The sequence below is a fragment of the Cohnella cellulosilytica genome, assembly GCF_042431195.1.
In the GTDB taxonomy this organism is placed as follows: Bacteria; Bacillota; Bacilli; order Paenibacillales; family Paenibacillaceae; genus Cohnella; species Cohnella cellulosilytica.
On sequence record NZ_JBHMDN010000081.1, the window covers coordinates 57874 to 75825 of the forward strand.

The window sequence follows — 17952 nt, forward strand, 5'->3', positions numbered from 1 at the left end:
TGAAAAGGGGGGTCATGTTTGTATTATAGCCCGCTAACATGAAAATCAGATGAAAGCTATATTACGGTTCGGTTACAAAATCGGGCGAGCTCTGTTACGCATGATGGATGCGGGGCATCGGCATCGGTTCTTTGCCGAGCTCGGCCCAGATGTATTTCAGGAGCAGCTCCCCCTTTAATTTCCCGTGCTGTGGATCGTCCCACAGGTTGCGAAGCTCGCCGGGGTCTTCCTCCAGGTCGAACAATTCGCCATAGGTTTGATTGTAATAGACGGTAATCTTATAGCGTTCGTCGACGTAGGTTTTCTGGTGAATCGTCGTAGGCTCATGACGGAATTCGCAGATGGCGTGCTCCCTCGCCTTCTCCTTCTTGCCGAGCCACACTTCCTTCTGATCGAGACCCGTCATGGCCGGCGGGATCGGCAGGCCGCAGAAGGAGAGGAAGGTGGGCGCCAGATCGACGAGCGACTGGATCGCGTTCGAGGTCGCCCCGGACGGCACATGCCCCGGATATCGGACGATAAACGGCAGCTTGATCAGATCCTCGTAATGGAAGCCGCCCTTCGCCTGCAGGCCGTGCTGGCCGAAGAAGTGGCCGTGATCCGTCGTGAAGACCACCAACGTATTTTCCGCCAGTCCCAGCTCGTCCAGCTTGTCCAGGATGCGGCCGATATAGTTGTCCATCATGCTGATCATCCCGTAATAGACGGCGACCAGCTTTTTCTTGTCGGCATCGCTCAGCCGAAACTTCGTTCCGTATTCGTAATAATGGTGCGAGCGGTAGCCGTGGATTCCAAATCCGGTTTCCTGCAAATGCGAAAAGTCGGGGTCGTCCTCCTGGGTCAGGCCGAAATGCGGCGGATTCCGGTCGTGCTCTCCCGGCGTCGCGGACGGAATCGTCAGCTTGTCCGGATCGTACATCGTATCCCAGGGCTCGGGCGCCAAATACTCCGGATGCGGATCGAAGAAGCTCGACCACAGGAAGAAGGGAGCTTCGTCTTTTTTATAGCTTTCCAGCAAAGAGTTCGTTCGGTCCGCAATCCAGGCGTTGTAATGGTATTTTTCCGGAATGGGCCACTTGTACGTGGTCGCCGGGTCCATCGTGCCGGTCGGATGGAGAAAATAATCGCGCCAGTTGGCGCATCCCTGCTCCTCCATCCACAGCGCGTAATGCTGCCCGACATGCGCTTCGTTCGTGTGGTTGCGGGCCAGCTCGACATGATCGAAGCCGTAGAACGGTCCATTGAAGCGTCTCCAGTAGTCCAGATCCTGCAAAACCGGGTAAGCTTCGAGCGAGGGGTACGCCTCCGTCGATTTCAACGGTTGAAAATGCGCCTTGCCGACGAGCGCCGTCCGGTATCCGGCCTGCGAGAAATCTTCTCCCACCGTATGGCGATCCTCCAGCAGCTTCGTGCCCAGCGTCCAGGCGCCGTGCTGGCTCGGATACGTTCCGGTAATCATGGAAGCCCGGCTGGGCGTGCAGGTCGGATTCGGACAATAGGCCCGCTTAAAAACGGTGCCCTGACGGGCCAGACGGTCCAGGTTCGGCGTGGAGATTTCCGGATTCAAAGCGCCGAGGGTATTCCAATGCTGTTGGTCGCTTGTAATTAGCAAAATGTTAGGTCTACTGGACAATTGTAATCGCCTCCGACTATGATAATATGGGATATATAGCATTTGGTAAATGGCAGGGTGTTAGATGAGAGTTGTCATTTTGTTGTCTTTGATCGGAAAATGACAAGGAGGAGAGACCGTGCGATGCAGGAATACGACTACGAATTCGCGGATTTCATCTACTATACGCCGGGGAATCTGGACCGGGAGGGACGGCTGTGGCCGGTTCGGGCGGGACGCAGCCAGGCCAAGCCGAATTACAAGGTCGGGCCGAAGCGGATCGAATGCTACAGCCTTCACTTGATCCAGGACGGGATGCTTCGGCTCGAATACGGCGGCCGGCAGACGGATTTGCGGAAGGGAGATTTGTTCTGCCTCTTTCCGGGGCGGACGTACCATTACCGCATGCTCCCGGCGGATAAGCCGCTGCGCATGGTCTGGCTCGCGCTGGACGGGGAGCGGGCCAAGCCGCTGCTGGAGCTGGCGGGGCTAAGCCCGGACAAGCCGTATGGCCGGAATCTGGTCAACGCCGGCGTCGAGGCGTCGGCGGTCCGCACGATCCGCAGGCTGGAGGAGATCGAGCGGTGGAGCCCGCCCGCGGCGCTGGAGCTGCAAAGCCTCGTCTGCGGCTTGTTCGCCGAGCTGATTCCGGATACGGCCTCCCCGTATTCGTCGGATAACGCCGGCTGGATCGACGAATGCCTGGAATATATGGAGCTGCACGCCACGGAGGGCATTTCGGTCCAGCAGGTCGCCGCTTTCGCCGGGGTTCACCGCTCTTATTTCACCCAGGTCTTTACCGGCCAGATCGGCATGTCGCCGATGAAGTACATCCAGAAAATCCGCATGGAGAAGGCCCGGCGGCTGCTGGAGACGAACGCGACGATTACGGAGATCGCCCTGTCCCTGGGTTATCCCAATCTGTACACGTTCACGCGAGCGTTCAAAATGTACTTTCAAATGTCTCCCCAAGCCGTTCGGGCGAAGGGGAGCTGAGCCGTTCCGTTTTTGCAAACGCATACAAGAGAAGGGGGGCTTCCATACGATGCCGTCGCTGCTGCGCAGATGGTTTTCTCCGAGGCTCAATATTCAGGGCAAAATCTTTATTGCGTTCGGACTCGTGACGCTGCTGTCCATCGTCTCCGTCACCTCCATCATTTACGTCAACATGCGCGAGACGATCAAGAAGAACGCGGTCACGTCGGTATCGGACAGCATCCGGCAGGCGGACGAATCCTTGAATATTATGCTCCAGGAAATCGACCGGTTGAATACGGTCGTGGTGACCAGCAAGACGAGCGTGCTCGATACGCTGCTCAGTCCGCACGACCAGGTCAGCTACGAAGGATTTCAGGAGCAGAAACGGACGGAAGAGTTTCTGTCCGGCTTGATCGCCTACAAGCCCTACATTACGCGGATCGCCGTTGTCGGCTTGAACGGCAAGGTGATCTTCTCCGGCGGCCCCTGGCTGGATCGCAGGTTTCTGGAAACGGACATGATGGCTTACATGCTCAGCAACGGGGCGCGCCATGCGTATTTCAAGCCGCCGGGAGAGGCGGACGTCATTACCGTCGGAAGGGAGATCCGGTACAATCGCGAGACGATCGGCGTCGTGATGGTGGATATGAACTACGACTTCATCAAGAAGACGTTCGGCGTGAGGCCGACGAAGGACAGCCTGCTCTACGTGCTGGACGCCCAGAACGAGTTCGTCTACCGGACGGAAGCGGCCCCGGCCGCCTCTGCTCCTTCCGTGGAGACGATCAACGGCATGAATCGGAAATACGCCGGCCTGACGCATTCGGTTGAGCATGAGCTGGACGGCAAATGGTATATTGTCGTCCGTCATCAATCCGATTACACGGGGTGGACGACGCTGGCGCTCGTGCCGATGGATTCGCTGCTGAGCGAATCGACCCGAATCCGCAACTTGATGGTCGAGGTGTCGGTGATCGTCTTCCTGGTCATCCTGATGGGCTCCTTGCAAATGTCTTTCCGGACGACGGTGAATATCAGACGCCTGAAATCGATGATGATGCAGGTGAAGGAGGGCAATTTATCCTTTCCGCGCACGGAGATCAAATCCAAGGACGAAATCGGCGACTTGTACCGCGTGTTCGCCAGCATGGTGGAGGAATTGAAGCGACTGATGGCGGGAATCCGGGTCAGCGAGAGAAAGAAGCGGGAAGCGGAATTGACGGCGCTTCAGGCGCAGATCCGGCCGCATTTTCTGTACAATTCGCTGAATACGATCAAATATTTGGCCAAGCTGAACGGGGTGCCCAACATCGAGGAGGTGTCCGGCTCGTTGATTGAGCTGATGCGGGCGGTGCTGGGCAATTCCAACGAATTCCTTACGGTTCGCGAGGAGCTGGAGTACGTGTCCAGCTACGTTGCGGTCGTGAAATACAAGTATATGGAGCCGCTGCGGATAACGACCCGGGTCGAGGGCGACGCTTTGCTGGAATGCCGGGTGCCCAAGCTGATGCTGCAGCCGCTGGTGGAGAACGCCATTATTCACGGCATCGGGCGTTCCGAACGCGAAGGGGTCGTGTCCATTCGCGTATACGGGGAGCTTAACGATCTGATCGTCGAAGTGGAGGATAACGGCGAGGGGATGACGCGGGAGCAGGTTGCCGTGCTGCTGCAGCCGGCGGATCGCGAAGCCTCGTCCCGATTCAGCGGGATGGGCGTCCGCAACGTGCACGAACGAATCGTCCGCATGTACGGGGAGCCTTACGGCGTCCGGCTGCACAGCGAGCCGGGCAGGTATACGAAAGCGGTCGTGCGATTTCCCAAGCTGCTTGCGAACGGAAGCGAAAATGACGACAAAGAGGTGATCTAGACGATGCTTCAAGTGCTGCTGGTCGACGACGAGCCGTTGGCGCACCATCATCTGTGGACGCTGCTGGATTGGGAGAAGCACGGCTTTCAGCTGTGCGGCGAAGCTTATAACGCCGATGCGGCGCTGGAGATGATCGAACGCTCCCCGCCCCATATCGCCATCATCGACGTGGATATGCCGGGCACGAACGGCGTCGAGCTTAACCGGACGATTCGCGACCGCTATCCCGCCATCAAGACGTTAATGCTCAGCAGCTACGACGACTACGATTACGTGCGGGAATGCCTGAACAGCGGCGCGGTCGACTATCTGTTGAAGCATCGGCTGGACGATGCCGCCTTGATCTCCCTGCTGAACAAGGCGGCCCGGGAGCTGCAGCGGGACCATGCCGTACAAGAGCGGCCCCTCGCGCGCGGCGCCATGGATGCGCTCTCCCTTCGCGACATGATCGCCGATCTGGCGAGAGGCAGGCCGGAATCCGCCCGGGAGCTCGAAGCGCGCGCCGCCGAGTCCGGCTTGTATCCCCGGGCGGTCGGCTATGCGGCCGCGGTCGTGCAGATCATCCCGTTCCTGCTGCTGACGGAGTCGTACAGCGACGTCCAGACGAACCGGATGGTGCAGCAGGCCGTCGAACTGATCCAGCAGAGCCTGGGCGACATTCGCGAGCGGACGGCGGCCTATGTCGAGGACGGACGGCTCATCGTCGTATTCTCCTTCAAGGAACGCAGCGAGCATGCCGCCGCCAGCGAGGCCGGAAGGCTGATGAGCAAGCTGCAGCATTCGCTGGAGCTGTTCCTCAATTTGAAATGCATCTACGCGATCGGCCATGCCTGCGGCAGCTTGTCGCAGCTCGACGCCAGCTACCTTTCCGCCGTGCGCCAGCTCGACCGGACGGGAGCGGGGCTGCCCGACGAGCGCGCCTCGCTCTCGATCGAGGAGCAGAAGCAGCTTCTGCTGGCGCTCGACAGATTGGACGGCGAAGCGATTCAACGGCTGCTTGCCGCGATCTTTGCGGCGCATCGCGACCGCCCCGTGCATTCCCATGCCATGCAGACAATCGTCGGAGAGCTGCTGAAGCTGAGCGACAAGGTGATCGCCAAGGATAAAACGCAAGCCGCGCCGGAGGAGCTGCCTTCAAGAACCGAACTGGGCAAAATCGGCGAGATCGGCCAATTGGAGCAATGGATGCAGAGCTACTATGCCGAGCTGCTGATTCTGCTCAAGCGGCAGCGAGGGAGCGGGTCTTACTCCCGCCACGTGTCGCAGGCGATCGAATTCATCCTTGAGCGGTACCGCGAGGGCATCACCCTGGAGTCGGCGGCCAAGCGGATCGGCTTGAACCCTTCGTATTTAAGCCGGATTTTCAAGGAGGAGACGCATTCGACCTTCTCCGAATATTTGAACCGGGTCCGCATCGAAGCCGGGCGCAAGCTGCTGGAGAGCGGCCAATATTCGATCAAGCAGATCAGCGATCAAGTCGGCTTCGGCACGTACAACTATTTTTTCAAGGTGTTCAAGGAAACGACCGGAATGACGCCTCACGCCTACGCCAATCGCTCGGGACGTCATTAAAAACCGTAAAATATGTGGAGTAAATAGTCATATTATTATAATTTTGCCCTTCCTTCGCTGACTTATAATGAATCCACGTCAACGGAAACGCTTACACAGGGCGCTGGCGAATTACGATACAAGTGGAGGTCACAGCTTTATGCGCAAACATTGGAAGAGCTCCGCGGTCAGCATCGCGATCGCGACGAGTCTGACGCTGGCCGGGTGCAGCTCCGGCTCCGGCACGAACGACAAAGAGAACGTTTCCTCGGCCGCTCCTTCGTCCCAATCCTCGGGCGGGGTCAGCGAGAGCGGATTTCCGATCGTTCCGGAACCGATCAAGCTCAAGATGTTCACCCGCATCGCCCCGGTCAACGGGCCGTTCAAGGACATGCCCGTCTTCCAGGATTACGAGAAAATGACCAACATTCACGTAGACTTCATCGAAGCGCCGACGGACGGCTTCGCGGAGAAGAAAAACCTGCTGTTCGCCTCCAACGAGCTTCCCGACGCGATCTACCGCTCCGGCCTCTCGCCGCTCGAAGCGACCCGTTACGGCGCTTCCGGCCAGCTGATTCCGCTCGAGGATCTGATCGAGCAATATGCGCCCAACCTGAAGGCGTTGATGGAGCAGTATCCGGAGATTCGGGCGGGGATTACGACGCCGGAAGGCCATATCTACGCCATCCCGGGCATCGTCACGCTGGCGGCCGCGCGCACGGACAAGAAATGGATCAACAAAGCCTGGCTGGACAAGCTGAATCTGAAAGTACCGGAGACGACGGACGAGCTGTACGAGACGCTGGTCGCTTTCCGGGATCAGGACCCCAACGACAACGGACAGAAGGACGAGCTTCCGATGACCGCCCGGGCGGGATTGTCCGTCGTCACGATGATGAGCGGCTCGTTCGGCCTCGACCAGCAGTTGGGCTACAACATCAATATCGACAACGACCAGGTGCAGATCTGGATGGGCGACGAACGGAACAAGGAAATGCTCATGTACCTGAACAAGCTGTACAAGGAAAAGCTGCTCGATCCGGAACTGTTCTCGCACAAGGAGGCGGACTTCCTGGCCAAGCAGGGCTCGGGCAAAACCGGATTTTTCTTCGACCAGACGAACAACAACTTCTTGCCGATTCAAGATCAGTACGTCGGAATCGCGCCCCCGGCCGGTCCGCACGGCGATCGCTTGCAGGCCCAGACGGCGCCGATCGCGCGGGATTTCGGAGCCTTCGCCATCACCGACGTCAACAAGTATCCGGAGGCGACGATGCGCTGGATCGATTATTTCTACAGCGACGAAGGCTCGACGCTGCTGAGGTTCGGCAGGGAAGGCGAGCATTACGTGCTGAAGGACGGCATTCCGTATTACACGGACGAGTATTCGACGGCGGAAAACCAGCCGAAGATTACTCCGTACGCCGGCGGGGGAGCGCCGCACATCATCAGCGATCAGGTGGCCTCCTACATTAATCCGCCCCAGGTGCAGGAAGCGCAGAAGCAGTTGGACCCGTACATGCCGAAGGTCAAGTACGGCGCGCCGATGTTCGACGAGGAAACCGCGCAGCGCGTCAACGTCCTGCGCAACGATATGGACAAATATTACGAGGAGCAAAGCACGAAGTTTATCGCCGGGGCGCTCGGCTTCGACAAATGGGACGAATTCCAAAGCACGCTAAAGAAGATGGGGCTTGAGGAGTTGCAGCAAATTTACCAGGAAGCTTACGACAAGACGAAATAACAAGGTTGTGCGCGGTTGCGGTCGCGAACGGATTCCGCCTGTCGCCGGAGCGCCTGAATGCGGATGCTTCAAGGCGCTCCCGATACGGGCGGGATGCGATCGACCGAATTGCATCATCCGGATAAGGAGCAGATTTTCATGGAGAGCGCGCAAGCCGACGTAACCGCTGCGCTGCCTGGACGCCCGGGCGGAAGAGGCGGCCGCCTGCTCAGACAGATGGCCAAGCGGTACGACTTATACCTTATGCTGCTGCTGCCGATGGCCTGGTATTTGATTTTTCATTACGGACCTCTATACGGACTGCAGATCGCCTTCAAAAACTTCAATCCGGGCAAAGGCATTTTGGGCAGCCCTTGGGTCGGATTCGAGCATTTCGAACGTTTTTTCGATTCCTACTATTTCGGAAGACTGCTGTGGAATACGCTGACGATCAATCTTTTCTCCCTGCTGATCGCTTTTCCGGTTCCGATCTTCCTGGCGCTGATCGTTACGGAGATCCGCGGCAAAAGGTTCAGCAAGTGGCTGCAGAACATTACCTATGTCCCGCATTTTATTTCGGTCGTCGTCATCGTCGGCATTCTGACGGTGTTTCTCTCCCCTTCCACCGGCCCGGTCAACAAATTGATCGAGGCGTTCGGCGGAACCCCGGTCCGGTTCATGGAGTCGGCCGGCTGGTTCAAATCGATCTATATCGGCTCGAATATCTGGCAGAGCATGGGCTGGCAATCGATTATTTATATTGCCGCGCTGAGCGGGGTCAACCCGGACCTGTACGAGGCGGCGAAAATGGACGGGGCCTCGAGACTGCGCCGCATCTGGCACGTCTCCTTGCCGGGCATCATTCCCGTCATCGTCATCCTGCTCATCCTGGATGTCGGCCATTTTATGAATATCGGGTTCGAGAAAATCCTGCTGATGCAAAACAACCTGAATCTGGAGTCCAGCGATGTCATTTCCACGTTCGTCTATACGACCGGGATTTTGAAGGGCGAATACAGCTACACTTCGGCCATCGGATTATTCAATTCGCTCATCAATTTGACGCTGCTGCTTCTGGTGAACCGTTTTGCCCGCAAAACGTCGGAGACGAGCTTATGGTAAAGGAGGAGACGCCGCGATGCCCCAGCAAACAACCCTGAACCGTTCGTCGGACGACAAGGTGTTCGACGCGATCGTGTACGCGATCGCCGCCGTGATCATCCTCATCGTGCTGTATCCGCTGGTCTTTATCGTAAGCGCCTCGTTCAGCGATCCGGCGAAGGTGCTTTCCGGGGAAGTATGGCTGCTGCCCAAAGGACTGAACGCGGAAGCCTACTCCAACATTTTGCAGAACGACAAAATCTGGATCGGCTACCGCAACACGATTTTTTACACCGTGGTCGGAACGTCGATTAACCTGGTCATGACGATTCTGGCGGCTTACCCGCTGTCGAGGCCGGATCTTCCCGGACGGGGCCCGCTGATGCTGGTCATTACGCTCACGATGTTTTTCAGCGGCGGGCTGATCCCGACCTACATGCTGGTCAAGAACCTGGGCATGGTCGATACGATGTGGGCTCTGATCGTCCCGGGCGCCATTGCCACCTATAATCTCATCGTAATGAGGACGTATTTTCAATCCAGCATCCCCTGGGAGCTGCAAGAAGCCGCCCATATGGACGGCTGCACGAACTGGAGGCTGCTGCTCAACATTATTTTGCCGCTCTCCAAGCCGATTCTGGCAGTCATGGTCCTGTTCTACGCGGTCGGGCACTGGAACTCTTTTTTCGGCGCCTTGATCTATATCCGCAATGAAGCGCTGTATCCGCTTCAGCTGGTGCTGAGAGACATTCTGCTGATCAGTCAATCCGACGTGGCGGACAGCGGCATCGGCCTGGAGGACAAAATCCTGCTCGCCGAGAGCATCAAATACGCCGTGATCATCGTGTCCAGCCTGCCCGTATTGGTCATGTATCCGTTCGTTCAGCGGCATTTCGTCAAAGGAGTCATGATTGGCTCGATTAAAGGATAATCCCGGAGCGTTTTGGGCCGGGGTCGATATCGATTGGGAGGCTTAAAATGACTGCGAAAGCAACCGTTACCGTCGATTGCAGCCGCGCGAGCGCGCATACGGTCAACCCTTATTTGTTCGGACATTTCGTGGAGGATATCCGGGATCACATGGAAGCGATGCTGGCTTTTCCCTTGAAGGATATGGATTTCGAAAGCGAATCGCTTACGAAAGCCGAAATTTCCGGCAGCTGGACCGCTTATACGAGCGGGAGGAATACGCAATACGCCCTTGAGGCTCCGGCTCCGAGGCATTCGGGCCGCGCCCAGCGCATTCGGGTGATGAGCGACGACGAGGCGGACGCCGGCCTTGCGCAGAAGGCGGCTTTGAAGGGGCCGATGGATTACGCGGTCAAGGTGGTCGCGCGGGCTTCCGTCGAGCTTCGGTTCCTGTACGTCGAGGCGGCGGACCGGCGCACGGAGGAGGTGCTCGGCCGGACCCGCATCGAGCTTGCCGGCCATAACTGGCGGCAGTACGAGGCCCGGCTGTCCGTCTCCCGGGCTTGCGCCGACGCGGAGATTCGGATCTATGTTCCGGCCGATCATCCGCGATGGCCCGACCATGTGTCCACCGGCATGCTGTGGCTCGACCACGTGTCCTTGCTGCCCGAGGACAGCGCCGGCTTCGTGAAGCGCGAGGTGATCGAGATGACGCGTCCGCTGAACGCAGGCATGATGCGCATCTCGGGCAACTATATCAGCGCGTACCATTGGGAGCACGGCGTCGGTCCCGTTCTCGAGCGGCCGGTCATGTACAACGAAGCCTGGGGCGGATGGACGAGCAAGTATTTCGGCACGGACGAGTTTATCGCCTTTTGCCGCGAGCTGGGAGTGGAGCCGCTCGTCAGCGTGAACGACGGCTCCGGCACGCCGGAAGAGGCCGCGCTGTGGATCGAATATTGCAACGGCGGCGCCGATACGCCGATGGGCGCCAAGCGGGCCGCGAACGGACACCCGGAGCCGTACAACGTGCGGTACTGGGAGATCGGCAACGAGGTGTGGGGCCAGTGGCAGGTCGGGACGTGCACAGCCGAGCGGTTCGCGGAACGGTGCGTCGCCTTCGCGAAGGCGATGAAAGCGGCCGATCCCTCGATCGTCCTGCTCGCCTGCGGCCATTACGATCAGGAATGGAACAAGGCGGTGCTCGATATCGCGGGCGAGCATTTCGATTATTTGACGCTGCACCTGTATCACGGGCTCGGCCGATTCGGCATGGACCGGAATACTCCGCCGGAAGAACGCTACAAAGCGATGGCGGCTTTCTCCGAATGGACGCGGGAGGACATCCGGCGGACGACGGAGAACATTCGCAGAAATGCGAAGACAAGCCATGTGAAGCTGGCCGTTACCGAATACAACACGATGTATTACCCGAATACGATCCGCAGGGGACTGCCGAACGAGCATACGCTCGGAGCCGCGGTCGCCAACGCCGCCAATCTGAACGAGATGCTGCGCGGCAGCGACAGCGTCCACATCGGCAGCTTCTCCGATCTGGTGAACGGCTGGCTCGGCGGCTGCATTCGCGTGGGAGATTATTATGCCGACCAGTTCCGGGGCAAGCTGCCCGGCTGGAGCGGACGCCCGCTGACCGTATACGGGACGCCGACCTACGAGGTGCTCAAGCTGTATGCGGGCCGGGGGATCAAGCGAATGCTCCCCGTCGATACCGTATGCGGCACGTTCTCGGTTCGGTCGCTCAAGCCGGCGCCGATTGCGCTCGACGCGCTGCCGGACTTGGACGTGGCGGCCGGCACGAACGAAGACGGGAGCGTCGTTACTCTGTTTATCGTGAACCGCAGCCTGCAGGAGCGGAGGGTCCGGCTGAACCTGCAGCATTTCGAGGCTGCCGGGGAAACGATTCTGCATGAGATTACCGGAGAAGCCTACGACGATATCAACTCCGTATTCGAGCCGGAGCGTATCGTCTGCGCCTCCCGCACCGTCCCGGCGGCGGCTTGGCGGGACGGCTGCGCGCTGCGGCCGTTTTCGGTGTACGCGCTGGAGATTCGAGGGGGAGCGGGAGGCAGCGCTTAACATGACTACGAAATCTTACATCAAAGATTATCCCAGACCCCAATTCGTGCGCGACAATTGGCTGAATTTGAACGGCGAATGGAGCTTCCGCTTCGACGATCTGGACGCCGGAGAACGGGAACGCTGGCAAGAGAAGCTCGCGGGCACGCATACGATCAACGTCCCCTATTCCTATGAGACGCCGGCGAGCGGTATCGGAGCGGAAGAGTTCCATCCCCGGGTCTGGTACGAACGTTCGGTCGCCATTCCGCAAGAGGCGGAGGGGAAGCGGGTCATCCTGCATTTTCAAGCGGTCGATTATACGGCCAAAGTATGGGTGAACGGCGCGATGGCAGGCTCGCACCAAGGCGGCTATGCGGCGTTTTCCTTCGACATTACTCCGTATGCGGCGTTCGGAGCGGACAACCGGATTACGGTGAAGGCCGAGGACAGCGACAGCTGCACGCAGCCGCGGGGCAAGCAGCGCTGGCTTGCGGACAATTTCGAATGCTTTTACGCGCAGACGACGGGCATCTGGCAGACGGTGTGGCTGGAATACGTCGAGGAGCGGCGGCTGGATTCCGTCAAGATGACGCCGGACGTCGACCGCAATACGATTCGTTTCGATTACGAGGTGTGCGGAGCGGAAGCGGGCGGAGACTTGAGGCTGGAAGCGATGATAACGTTAAAAGGCAAGCCGGTGAAGCGGGTGAGTCTGGCGGCGGACCGTTCCTGCCTGTCGGTCGAGGTCGACTTGACGCACGAGGCGGGCGGTCCGTGGAAGAAAAGCCTTTGGTCGCCGCAGCACCCGAACCTGTACGATGCGGAATTCGTTCTGCACGCCGACGGCCGGGTCGTTGACCGGGTGTTCTCCTATTTCGGAATGAGGAAGGTGTCGATCGAGAACGGCCGGGTGCTGCTCAACAACGTGCCGATCTATCAGCGGCTGATTCTGGATCAGGGCTATTGGACGGACAGCCATTTGACGCCTCCGGGCGAAGAAGCGCTGATCGAGGACATCGACCTGATGCTGAAGATGGGCTACAACGGAGTGCGCAAGCATATGAAAATCGAGGACGCCCGCTTCCTCTATTGGTGCGACGTGAAAGGACTGCTGGTCTGGTCCGAGATGGCGGCGACGTTCGAGTTCCACGATCGGGCGATCGAAGCGTTCTCGAAGGAATGGGTCGAGATCGTGCGGCAGCAGTACAACCATCCCAGTATCGTCACATGGGTGCCGTTTAACGAGTCGTGGGGCATCCCCAACGTCCTTCGCGACAAGCGGCAGCAGAAATTCGCCGAGGGCATCTACCATCTGACCAAATCGCTCGATCCGTACCGTCCGGTCATTGCCAACGACGGCTGGGAGCATACCGTATCGGACATCGTCACCTTGCACAATTACGTCGAAACCGGCGAAGGCTTCGAGCGTCGCTATGCGAGCAAAGAAGCGATCGTGAGCAACGAAACCCTGTGCAATCAATGGAAATTCGCGTTTGCCGAAGGCTACGAGTACCGCGGACAACCGATCATGATTACCGAATTCGGCGGGATCGCCTACCAATCGGACGAGGGGTGGGGCTACGGACGCCAGGTGGCTACGGATGAACAATTCCTGGAGCGGTTCGAGGGACTGACCCGGGCGATCAAGAGCAAGGCGTACATTTGCGGTTACTGCTATACGCAGCTTGCCGACGTCCAGCAGGAAATCAACGGCCTTCTGACAGAGGACCGCAAGCCAAAGATTCCGCTCGAGAAAATCAGGGAAATCAATCTGGCTTAATCGCACGGGCTTAATCGCAGCTTACACTGAGGGGTGTCTCAACGGCCATAAGGGGCTGGCTGAGGGACTCCTTCTTTTTTGACGATACAGAATTTATAAGTTTCACCCTCATCCTTGTCTGTATCGTCTCCGACAAAAACGCGTTCGCCGTCCTGGGGCGTGTATGCAAACCCGCTCAGGGGCATCTATCACCGCCTTTTCGCCCCCTGCATCGTCACTTTTGCTTGACGTACCTCCGGTACGCCTTCACAAAAGTTCCTTGCATGGAACGAAAATTCGGCAATATCTGCTTTCCTCGGAGTATGCATACACGCCCTGGGGACGCCGCAGGCGTTTTTGCTTGGCATGGCGTATTATTCTCGTTTAGATAACTGTAAAGTTAATTAGTTAACTCATATTGACAAAATAAAAGGCTATAAGCATAATTAATCGCATGTAAGGGTTGTTTATTCGCTGACTGGTTAATTGGGAAGTTACATTATTGGAAAGGGAGTTATTATTCATGTCCAGCTCGCACAAATACGTAAAGGATTACCCGCGTCCGCAATGGGTGCGCGAGGATTGGCAATTGTTGAACGGGGAATGGGGCTTTCGATTCGACGATTCGTTCGAAGGAGAGCGCAGCAAGTGGTACGGCAAGCTCGACGGGGACCGGACGATTCAGGTTCCGTTCACCTATGAGACGAAGGCAAGCGGCATCGGCGAAGAAAAGTTTCATCCGTGCGTCTGGTATGAACGTCGCGTGTCCATCCCGTCGCAAACGGGAGACAAGCGCGTCGTGCTTCATTTCCAAGCGGTCGACTATTTGGCCAAAGTATGGGTGAACGGCATCTATGTCGGTTCGCATGAAGGCGGATACGCCGCGTTCTCGTTCGATATTACGGATGCGGCAGTCATCGGCGGCGATAATCGGATTACGGTCCGGGTCGAAGACGGCAACAGCACGATGCAGCCTCGCGGCAAGCAGCGCTGGATCGATCGCAACTACGGATGCTGGTATGTGCAGACGACGGGCATCTGGCAGTCCGTCTGGCTGGAATACGTAGACGCGCTCCACGTGAAGCGGGCGAAGATTACGCCGAGACTGGAAGACGCCGCGGTTACGTTCGATTACGAGCTGGGCGGCACGGTACGCTCCTTCGAGGGCTTGACCTTGCAGACGATTATTCGCTTTAACGGCGAACTGATTCGCTCGACGGAAACGAATGTAGACCGCGCGTTCCTGAAGGTCGAGCTAAGCGTAATGAACGACGTCGGCGAATGGAAGGTCCACGCCTGGCACCCGAACAGCCCGAATTTGTACGACGCGGAGGTCGTGCTGAAGAAAGACGGCCGGCCGGTCGACACGGTATACACCTATTTCGGAATGCGCCGCATTGCCATTAAGGGCAGCAACATTTTGCTTAACAATCATCCGATCTATCAACGTCTGCTGCTCGACCAAGGGTACTGGGAGGAGTCGCATCTGACGCCGCCTTCCGAAGAAGCGATTATCGAGGATATCGAGAAAACGCTGGCGCTTGGGTTCAACGGCGTGCGCAAGCACCAGAAGGTGGAGGACCCGAGATACTTGTACTGGGCGGATCGCAAAGGATTGCTCGTCTGGTCGGAAATCGCGGCAACGTATGAATTCGGGGACGACGCGGTGCAGAGGTTCACGAAAGAGTGGATGGAAGTGGTGCAGCAGCATTACAACCATCCGAGCATCGTGACCTGGGTCGCGTTCAACGAATCGTGGGGCATCGGGAATGTCTCCAGGGACCGGAAGACGCAAGCCTTCACGGAATCGATCTATCATTGGACCAAGTCGTTCGACCAGATGCGGCCGGTTCTCGTGAACGACGGCTGGGAGCATACGATTTCGGATATCGTTACGCTGCATGACTACGAGGAGCTCGGCTCCGCGCTGGAAGCCAGATATAAGGATAAGGACAAGCTGCTCGGCAATGACGTCGCGCACGACAGGCACCGCTTCCCGTTCGCCGAAGGGTACGGCTATAGAGGTCAGCCGGTCATGATCACTGAATACGGCGGCATCGCGTTCAAGAGCGAAGACGGTTGGGGCTACGGCAACCAGGTAAAGAACGAAGAAGAGTTCCTTAAGCGCTATGAAAGCATTACGCAGGCGATCAAGAGCCTGGATTATGTCTGCGGCTTCTGCTATACGCAGCTGACGGACGTTCAGCAGGAAGTGAACGGCTTGCTGACGATCAAGCGGGAACCGAAGCTCGACATGGAGAAAATCAAACGGATTACCGCGGACCGCGCCGGACGGAACTAAACGAAAAGCTCCCCTTAAGGCAAATGAGCACGCTCCATATTTGAGCGCTGTCTGCTTTAAGGGGAGCAATTCGCTGTCCGGCACGTGGGCGGACTACCGTCGTTTACCTCGCTAAGCGCTAATCCTCCTGACTCGATGCCGCGATAGGCGCGATCTTGACGGAATCGAGGCGTTCGTCGCTAAGGTCGAGCTTGTACATCATTTGGTTGTAGTCGTAGCGCGGCGTCGGTTTGCCGACATTGCCGAACATGGCGACGTACGTTCCCTCGAAATAGATTTCGCGTCCGTTATTCTTGTCGAAGTAGGAATGGCGCGCAACGTTGTAGAAGTCCGGGCCGTCATGGGTGACGATTTTTTTGGCCAGCGTCCAGGGACCCGTAGGAGACGGCGCTTCCGCGTACCAGATTTCTCCCATGAACGAAGTGCCTTCCCTCTGTTCAATGACGTTATTCCAAACCTGCCGATATTCGTTCCACTTGACCGAGCCCGTATGGTTGATCACGTCTTCTCCCGTATCCACGCCTTTTAATTGGAAGCGGGCCTCGTTCGCGGTCATCTTGCCCAAGTCGATCAGCTCGGCTTCCTGCTGCTGGGTAATGGCCGGCGTATCGGTTCTCCACTGCCATACGAGATTTCCGCTGCCGTCCCGGTTCAACTGCGTGCTCGCGCCGGCGTATTGCGTACCCGGCTGTAACGGCGTGAAGGATTCGTAGCTGTTCATGTTCGTGATCGATGCGAAGGTGTTGCGCACCCTCTTGACCGGCCAAGGCTCGTTGAACAGCCAATATTCCAGGCCATTGTCCGTATACAAGGTGGACTGGCCATCGGGATGCTTCCACCGCTGATTCATATCGAATTCGACCCGCTGGCTGAACTGCTCGTCCTGATCGTTCCAGATCAGAATGCCCGAGGCCGCCTCGTCGCCGAGACCGTGGAGCGCGGAATAAGTAATTAACAGTCTTTCCGCTCCGGACGCATCGCGCGTTGTCATCGGGCCGCTAACCCAGAACAGGTTCGGATCTCCGGCTAACTGGGGCACCATTTTCTTCGTGTTTCCTTCCGCGTCTACGAAATAGCTGAGATTAACCCCCACATCCGGGTCCAGGCCGCCGTTGGCCGGAAGCTCCGAGGTGGCTCCCGTCGTTCTGAAGTTGCCCAGCGCATGGCTCGGTTTATTCGTATCCCCCCAGAACCAATAGAGCTTTCCTTTGTACTCGACGGTTTGCACGGTGTCCTGTCCCATCACCTTCCCGGCGCCCAGGAGAGGCTGAGCGATCGGAACGGACAATCCGAGCATCACGCTGTCCCGATAGATGCCTTGGCCCGTAATTCGATAGAGGCGTTCGGCGATATTGACCCGATGCATTTCCAGCGTCGCTTCGCCCCCGGGCGTCACGGAGAGCGTGCGTCCCTTGGCGCCAAACGATTCATAGTTATGCGTGTACCCGTGGCTCTCAATCGAGAACCAGACATCCTCATTCATCAGGCCGGGTTCGAAAAAGGCGACGTACCCCGCGCTGTCCGTGACGTAAGGAATACTGTTGGTGGTCTTAAGCTCGACGAGCGGGATGCCTCTGCCCGTATCGGCGTCTATCACTTTGATTTTGAACGGATTGTAGGCGATGGCTCCCGCATTCACGGAAGCGGGGCTGCTTCCGGCCAATACGAAAGCGGTTACAACGAATAGTAAAAATAGCGTGCGGAACATCGTGCGCTTGCTCGTTTTTCCTGTCGACAAGGGAATCACCTTTCTTTTCATAGAGTTTGTTGGAGCCGTACGCGTGCGACAAAACCGCCTTTCTGATCAGCTTCTCGGGTGATTTACACCGAACTTTTACTCACCCCCCTTCCAGATCAACTCGATTAACACGAGGATATTGGAGAAACTTGTCGAAACTCCACAGCCAACTTAGCATACTAAGTTATTTTAAAAATACATACTATATGGAATATTTTATCTGTATAATATGATATTAAATTACCAAAAGTCAACATACTATATTTCGCAAATCCGAATATTTTGGATGCTCCGACCCGATAAAAAAGCATTCCCTCTGCAGACCATTGCTGA

11 protein-coding genes are annotated in these 17952 nt (G+C 57.5%); 9 read left to right on the forward strand and 2 right to left on the reverse strand.

The window, feature by feature from the left end:
- Positions 1–94 precede the first annotated feature (94 nt).
- A complete protein-coding gene (locus tag ACFFT4_RS35240; RefSeq protein WP_378054613.1) occupies positions 95–1633 on the reverse strand; it encodes a sulfatase family protein in 1539 nt (512 codons plus the stop codon).
- A gap of 123 nt (positions 1634–1756) precedes the next feature.
- Here ACFFT4_RS35240 and ACFFT4_RS35245 point away from each other — a divergent pair, with 123 nt between their 5' ends.
- The 9 genes from ACFFT4_RS35245 (at position 1757) to ACFFT4_RS35285 (ending at position 15881) form a co-directional block, all read left to right on the forward strand.
- Positions 1757–2608: an AraC family transcriptional regulator gene (locus tag ACFFT4_RS35245; RefSeq protein ID WP_378054615.1), complete on the forward strand. Its 852-nt coding sequence runs from the start codon at positions 1757–1759 to the stop codon at positions 2606–2608.
- Positions 2609–2657: 49 nt separating this feature from the next.
- Entirely contained in the window at positions 2658–4457 is a 1800-nt protein-coding gene (locus ACFFT4_RS35250) for a sensor histidine kinase (RefSeq protein WP_378054617.1), read from the forward strand.
- A gap of 3 nt (positions 4458–4460) precedes the next feature.
- Positions 4461–6029, forward strand: coding sequence for a response regulator (locus tag ACFFT4_RS35255; protein ID WP_378054619.1), 1569 nt, complete (start codon positions 4461–4463; stop codon positions 6027–6029).
- Positions 6030–6168: 139 nt separating this feature from the next.
- The gene (locus tag ACFFT4_RS35260; protein WP_378054621.1) at positions 6169–7752 is read left to right on the forward strand and encodes an extracellular solute-binding protein; all 1584 of its coding nucleotides are present in this window, start codon (positions 6169–6171) and stop codon (positions 7750–7752) included.
- A 138-nt stretch (positions 7753–7890) separates the two neighbouring features.
- On the forward strand, positions 7891–8853 hold the full coding sequence (locus tag ACFFT4_RS35265; RefSeq protein WP_378054665.1) for an ABC transporter permease: 963 nt from the start codon (positions 7891–7893) through the stop codon (positions 8851–8853).
- Positions 8854–8869: 16 nt separating this feature from the next.
- Positions 8870–9763, forward strand: a complete 894-nt coding sequence (locus ACFFT4_RS35270; RefSeq protein WP_378054624.1) for a carbohydrate ABC transporter permease — start codon at positions 8870–8872, stop codon at positions 9761–9763.
- Positions 9764–9810: 47 nt separating this feature from the next.
- Positions 9811–11838, forward strand: a complete 2028-nt coding sequence (locus ACFFT4_RS35275) for an alpha-L-arabinofuranosidase family protein (RefSeq protein ID WP_378054626.1) — start codon at positions 9811–9813, stop codon at positions 11836–11838.
- 1 nt (position 11839) lies between these two features.
- Positions 11840–13600 carry a glycoside hydrolase family 2 protein gene (locus tag ACFFT4_RS35280; RefSeq protein ID WP_378054628.1) on the forward strand — a complete coding sequence of 587 codons (1761 nt, stop codon included), beginning with the start codon at positions 11840–11842 and terminating at the stop codon, positions 13598–13600.
- A gap of 502 nt (positions 13601–14102) precedes the next feature.
- The gene (locus ACFFT4_RS35285; protein ID WP_378054630.1) at positions 14103–15881 is read left to right on the forward strand and encodes a glycoside hydrolase family 2 protein; all 1779 of its coding nucleotides are present in this window, start codon (positions 14103–14105) and stop codon (positions 15879–15881) included.
- Between the two features lie 118 nt (positions 15882–15999).
- Here the strand turns inward: ACFFT4_RS35285 and ACFFT4_RS35290 are convergent, their stop codons facing one another.
- Positions 16000–17619, reverse strand: coding sequence for a hypothetical protein (locus ACFFT4_RS35290; RefSeq protein ID WP_378054632.1), 1620 nt, complete (start codon positions 17617–17619; stop codon positions 16000–16002).
- Positions 17620–17952 lie beyond the last annotated feature (333 nt).

Bases quoted from the DNA above. Each gene is read 5' to 3' on its own strand.
- ACFFT4_RS35245 (WP_378054615.1), top strand. From the start codon at position 1,757: ATGCAGGAATACGACTACGAATTCGCGGATTTCATCTACTATACGCCG.
- ACFFT4_RS35250 (WP_378054617.1), top strand. From the start codon at position 2,658: ATGCCGTCGCTGCTGCGCAGATGGTTTTCTCCGAGGCTCAATATTCAG.
- ACFFT4_RS35255 (WP_378054619.1), top strand. From the start codon at position 4,461: ATGCTTCAAGTGCTGCTGGTCGACGACGAGCCGTTGGCGCACCATCAT.
- ACFFT4_RS35260 (WP_378054621.1), top strand. From the start codon at position 6,169: ATGCGCAAACATTGGAAGAGCTCCGCGGTCAGCATCGCGATCGCGACG.
- ACFFT4_RS35265 (WP_378054665.1), top strand. From the start codon at position 7,891: ATGGAGAGCGCGCAAGCCGACGTAACCGCTGCGCTGCCTGGACGCCCG.
- ACFFT4_RS35270 (WP_378054624.1), top strand. From the start codon at position 8,870: ATGCCCCAGCAAACAACCCTGAACCGTTCGTCGGACGACAAGGTGTTC.
- ACFFT4_RS35275 (WP_378054626.1), top strand. From the start codon at position 9,811: ATGACTGCGAAAGCAACCGTTACCGTCGATTGCAGCCGCGCGAGCGCG.
- ACFFT4_RS35280 (WP_378054628.1), top strand. From the start codon at position 11,840: ATGACTACGAAATCTTACATCAAAGATTATCCCAGACCCCAATTCGTG.
- ACFFT4_RS35285 (WP_378054630.1), top strand. From the start codon at position 14,103: ATGTCCAGCTCGCACAAATACGTAAAGGATTACCCGCGTCCGCAATGG.